Below are 4,462 nucleotides of genomic sequence, written 5' to 3' on the forward strand. Positions count from 1 at the left end.
GCGTGGTCATCGCCATCCTGCGGCCCGACATCGAGGTGCACTGCCTGGATGCCGTTGCCAAGAAGATGGCCTTCGTACAGCAGGTCGCGGGCGAGCTGAAGCTCCCGAACCTGTGCGGCGTTCATGCGCGGGTCGAATCGCACGGTGGCGCCTACGACGTCATCAGTTCCCGCGCCTTCGCCACGCTGGCGGATTTCGTTCATGGCTCGGCACACCTGCTGGCACCCGGCGGCGTATGGATGGCCATGAAGGGCCGGCAGCCCGATGCGGAAATGGCCGAGTTGCCGGCCTCCGTGGACGTGTTTCACGTGGAACAACTGGCCGTCCCCGGCCTGGATGCCGAACGTTGCATCGTCTGGATGCGCGCTCGGCAGGCTTGATCCGCGTCCATTCACCGGTTTTCCACCGCCTGTCCACCGCGAACACGGCGGTTCTCCACCGTTTGCCCACCGTCGTCCGCGTGTCCTCGCGTAGACTCGGCGGCTCCTCCCTCCGTCTCCATCTCCCATGTTCGGCATCGCGGACTACGGCGCCTTCGTCGCCGCCATTCTTCTGTTCCTGGCGATCCCCGGTCCGGGCAACCTCGCGCTCGTGACCTCGACCGGCAAGGGCGGCGTGCGCGGGGGCCTGGCCGCGACGATGGGGGTGATCCTGGGCGACCAGGTGCTGCTGTGGTCGGCCGTGGCCGGCGTGGCGGCGCTGCTGGCCGCCTGGCCGACCGTCTTCCACCTCGTACAGTGGGGCGGGGCCGCCTACTTGGCCTGGATGGGCCTGAAGATGCTGCGCGCCAAGCCGGGCGCGGCGCCCATCCTGCAGATCCAGCCGCGCCACTACCTGCGTCAGGCCTTCGTCATCACGCTGCTCAACCCCAAGGCCATCGTCTTCTACATGGCCTTCTTCCCGCTCTTCATCGACCCGGCGCGGCACCAGGGCCTGCCCACCTTCGCCGTGATGGCGGCCACCATCGCCGGGCTCACCTTCCTGTACTGCCTGACCGCGACGCTGCTCACGCATTACCTGGCCGAGCGCATCCGCGCCAACCGGCGGCTGTCGCAAGGTCTGGAGAAGCTGGCCGGCGTCTTCCTGCTGGGCTTCGGCGTCAAGCTGGCCCTCGGCCAGTAAGCCATGGCGCGCATCTTCTGCATCGCCAACCAGAAGGGCGGGGTGGGCAAGACCACCACCACCGTCAACCTCGCCGCCGGCCTGGCCAAGGTCGGCCAGCGGGTGCTGATGATCGACCTGGACCCGCAGGGCAACGCCACCATGGGCTCGGGCATCGACAAGCGCGAGGCCGAGCTGACCGTGTACGACGTGCTGCTCGAGTCCGCCTCGGTGGCCGAGGCGCGGGTGCGCGCCGAGCCCTGCGGCTATGACGTGCTGGCCGCCAACCGCGAACTGGCCGGCGCCGAGGTGGAGATGGTCGCGCTCGACCGCCGCGAGAAGCGCCTGCGCACCGCGCTGGCGGCGGTGGGTGCCGAGTACGACTTCATCCTGATCGACTGCCCACCGTCGCTGAGCCTGCTGACGCTCAACGGCCTGTGCGCGGCGCACGGCGTGATCGTGCCCATGCAGTGCGAGTACTTCGCGCTCGAAGGGCTCACCGACCTGGTCAACACCATCAAGCAGGTGCACGCCAACCTGAACAAGAACCTGCAGATCATCGGCCTGCTGCGCGTCATGTTCGACCCGCGCATCACGCTGCAGCAGCAGGTCAGCGAGCAGCTCAAGTCGCACTTCGGCGACAAGGTCTTCGACACCGTCATCCCGCGCAACGTGCGCCTGGCCGAGGCGCCCAGCTACGGCCTGCCGGGCGTGGTCTTCGATGCCGGCGCGCGCGGCAGCCAGGCGTACGTCGCCTTCGCCGAGGAGCTGGTGAAGAAGATGCCGCCGGCCAGCGCCTTCGCGCCGCCGGTGCCGGATGCGCCGCCGGTCACGGCCCCGGCACCCGAGGCGACGCCATGAGTTTCGCGTCCGGCGTCCGCCATTTCAGCGCAGTTTGCTACTGAACTTGTAGCAGATGACCGCTGTCGCACCCACCGTCCTCCTGCTGCCCGGCTGGCAGAACAGCGGCCCCGGCCACTGGCAGACCCGCTGGGAGGCGCTGCACGGCGACCGCCGCGTCGAGCAGCACGACTGGATGCGCCCGCTGCGCGGCGACTGGTCGGCCCGGCTGGAGGAGGAGGTGATCGCCGCCCCCGGCCCGGTGCTGCTGGCCGCCCACAGCCTGGGCTGCATCCTGGCCGCCGCCTGGGCCGCCCATTCGCGGAACACGGCCAAGGTGCTCGGCGCGCTGCTGGTGGCCCCGGGCGACGTCGAGCGCGAGGACCTGCGCCAGCAGATCCCCGGCTGGGCGCCCATCGCGCGCCGGCCGCTGCCCTTCGCCGCCGTGCTGGTCGGCTCCACCGACGACCCCTACTGCAGCGCCGGGCGCGCCCGCGGCCTGGCGGCCGACTGGGGCGCCCGCTTCGTCGATGGCGGCGCGCGCGGGCACCTCAACGCCGAGTCCGGCCTGGGCGACTGGCCCGAGGGCCGGGCGCTGCTCCTCGATCTGAATCGGAAGAAGTCCTAGAAGATGGCCACCAAGAAACCCAAGGGCCTCGGCCGCGGGCTCGAAGCCCTGCTCGGCCCGGCCGCGTCCTCCGGCGCCGCCACGGCGGCCGACGATGCATCGCAGGAGGCCGCCGCGCCGCGCGACGGCCAGCCGAGCACCCTGGCGCTGGACCAGCTGGTCCCCGGCGTCTACCAGCCCCGCACCCGCATGGACGAGGGCGCGCTGTACGAGCTGGCCGAGAGCATCAAGGCGCAGGGGATCATGCAGCCGATCCTGGTGCGTCGCCTCGACGCCGCCCAGGCCGAGGCCAAGAACGCGCCCTACGAGATCATCGCCGGCGAGCGGCGCTTCCGCGCGGCGAAGCTGGCCGGCCTGAGCGAGGTGCCGGTGCTGGTGCGCGACGTGCCGAACGAGGCGGCGGCCGCCATGTCGCTGATCGAGAACATCCAGCGCGAGGACCTCAACCCGCTGGAAGAGGCCCAGGGCCTGCAACGCCTGGTCAATGAGTTTGGGCTCACTCACGAAGCGGCGGCGCAGGCGGTGGGCCGCTCGCGCAGCGCCGCCAGCAACCTGCTGCGCCTGCTGAACCTGGCCGAGCCGGTGCAGGGCCTGCTGATGGCCGGCGACGTGGACATGGGCCACGCCCGCGCGCTGCTGGCGCTGGAGCGCGCGGCGCAGATCACGGCCGCCAACCAGATCGTCGCCCGCAAGCTGTCGGTGCGCGAGACCGAGGCGCTGGTCAAGAAGCTGGCCGCCGAGTTCAGCCTCACCGCCCCGCGCCGCCCGGCCCGCGCCGAGGAGAAGCCGCGCGACCTGCAGCGCGTGGAGGAAGAGCTGGCCGACCTGCTCACCGCCCAGGTCGAGGTGCGCATCAGGAAGCGCAGCAAGCGCGGCGGCAAGGTGGAGGAAAGCGGCGAGCTGGCGATCCACTTCGGCTCGCTGGAGGCCCTGAACGGGCTGATCGACCGGCTGCGCGGCGGCAGCGCCGCTTGAAATGCCGCCGGCCCGTTCGTCCTCACCGCGTCCATGAAACATGTTCCATCGCTTCCGGCGTATCGCTCGAAGGGCGCGTTGCCGGGTATGCTTACCGGCTGTTTCAAACACTGTCAGGGGTTGACTCGATGACCTTCGCCAAACTTCCTTTCGCCGCCGCCCTGGCGAGCCTGCTGGCCCTGGCCGGCTGCCAGACCACCGACATGCAGATGGGCAGCATGGGCGCCAAGACGGTGGCCACCGGCAGCGCGGCCGGTGCCGCCTCCGCCAATGCCAGCAGCGCCCTGGAGCGCTGCGAGTCGCCGCTGGGCACCGTCTCGCTGATCGAGAACCAGTCGGCCGGCTGGTACACCATCATCACCGGCGAATACAAGCTGCCGCCCACCTCCACGCTGCTGCGCCTGCTGATCCAGCAGTCCAACTGCTTCGTGGTGGTCGAGCGCGGCGCCGCCGGCATGAACGCCATGAACCGCGAGCGCGCGCTGATGCAGTCCGGCGAGATGCGCCGCGGCAGCAACTTCGGCAAGGGCCAGATGGTGGCGTCCGACTACGGCATCTCGCCCGAGGTCATCATCAGCAACAGCGATGCCGGCGGCATGGGTGCGGCGCTGGGCGGCATCGTCAACCGCGGCCGCTACAGCAACGTGCTGGCCAACCTGGGCGGCAGCCTGCAAACGCGCGAGGCCGCGGCCATGCTGACGCTGATCGACAACCGCTCGGGCGTGCAGGTGGGCGTGTCCGAGGGCAGCGCCTCCAAGACCGACTTCGGCGGCTTCCTGGGCGCGGCGGGCGCCTCGGCGGCCGGCAGCATCGGCGGCTACTCGCGCACGCCGCAGGGCAAGGTGATCGCAGCGGCCTTCATGGACGCCTACAACCAGCTCGTGATCTCGCTGCGCAACTACTCCGCGCAGACGGTGC

At 70.6% G+C, this 4,462-nt stretch carries 5 protein-coding genes and 1 pseudogene; all 6 read left to right on the forward strand.

The window, feature by feature from the left end; genetic code table 11:
• Window positions 1-380 (forward strand): annotated as a pseudogene (locus ACIY1X_RS04505) (16S rRNA (guanine(527)-N(7))-methyltransferase RsmG); the annotation flags it as partial.
• A gap of 127 nt (window positions 381-507) precedes the next feature.
• Window positions 508-1,122, forward strand: a complete 615-nt coding sequence (locus ACIY1X_RS04510) for a LysE family transporter (protein WP_399678336.1) — start codon at window positions 508-510, stop codon at window positions 1,120-1,122.
• Between the two features lie 3 nt (window positions 1,123-1,125).
• Window positions 1,126-1,962, forward strand: a complete 837-nt coding sequence (locus tag ACIY1X_RS04515) for a ParA family protein (RefSeq protein WP_399678338.1) — start codon at window positions 1,126-1,128, stop codon at window positions 1,960-1,962.
• A 55-nt stretch (window positions 1,963-2,017) separates the two neighbouring features.
• Complete coding sequence (locus ACIY1X_RS04520; RefSeq protein WP_399678339.1) at window positions 2,018-2,569, forward strand: RBBP9/YdeN family alpha/beta hydrolase; 552 nt, start codon at window positions 2,018-2,020, stop codon at window positions 2,567-2,569.
• Between the two features lie 3 nt (window positions 2,570-2,572).
• The gene (locus tag ACIY1X_RS04525) at window positions 2,573-3,544 is read left to right on the forward strand and encodes a ParB/RepB/Spo0J family partition protein (RefSeq protein ID WP_399678342.1); all 972 of its coding nucleotides are present in this window, start codon (window positions 2,573-2,575) and stop codon (window positions 3,542-3,544) included.
• Between the two features lie 128 nt (window positions 3,545-3,672).
• Window positions 3,673-4,462 (forward strand): peptidoglycan-binding protein (locus ACIY1X_RS04530; RefSeq protein WP_399678345.1); only part of this gene is annotated, 790 nt, incomplete at its 3' end.

The sequence above is a fragment of the Xenophilus sp. genome (assembly GCF_044462705.1).
In the GTDB taxonomy this organism is placed as follows: domain Bacteria; phylum Pseudomonadota; class Gammaproteobacteria; order Burkholderiales; family Burkholderiaceae_C; genus Xenophilus; species Xenophilus azovorans.

Coding starts and splice junctions, on each gene's coding strand:
- ACIY1X_RS04525 (WP_399678342.1), top strand. CDS start 2,573: ATGGCCACCAAGAAACCCAAGGGCCTCGGCCGCGGGCTCGAAGCCCTG.
- ACIY1X_RS04520 (WP_399678339.1), top strand. CDS start 2,018: ATGACCGCTGTCGCACCCACCGTCCTCCTGCTGCCCGGCTGGCAGAAC.
- ACIY1X_RS04515 (WP_399678338.1), top strand. CDS start 1,126: ATGGCGCGCATCTTCTGCATCGCCAACCAGAAGGGCGGGGTGGGCAAG.
- ACIY1X_RS04510 (WP_399678336.1), top strand. CDS start 508: ATGTTCGGCATCGCGGACTACGGCGCCTTCGTCGCCGCCATTCTTCTG.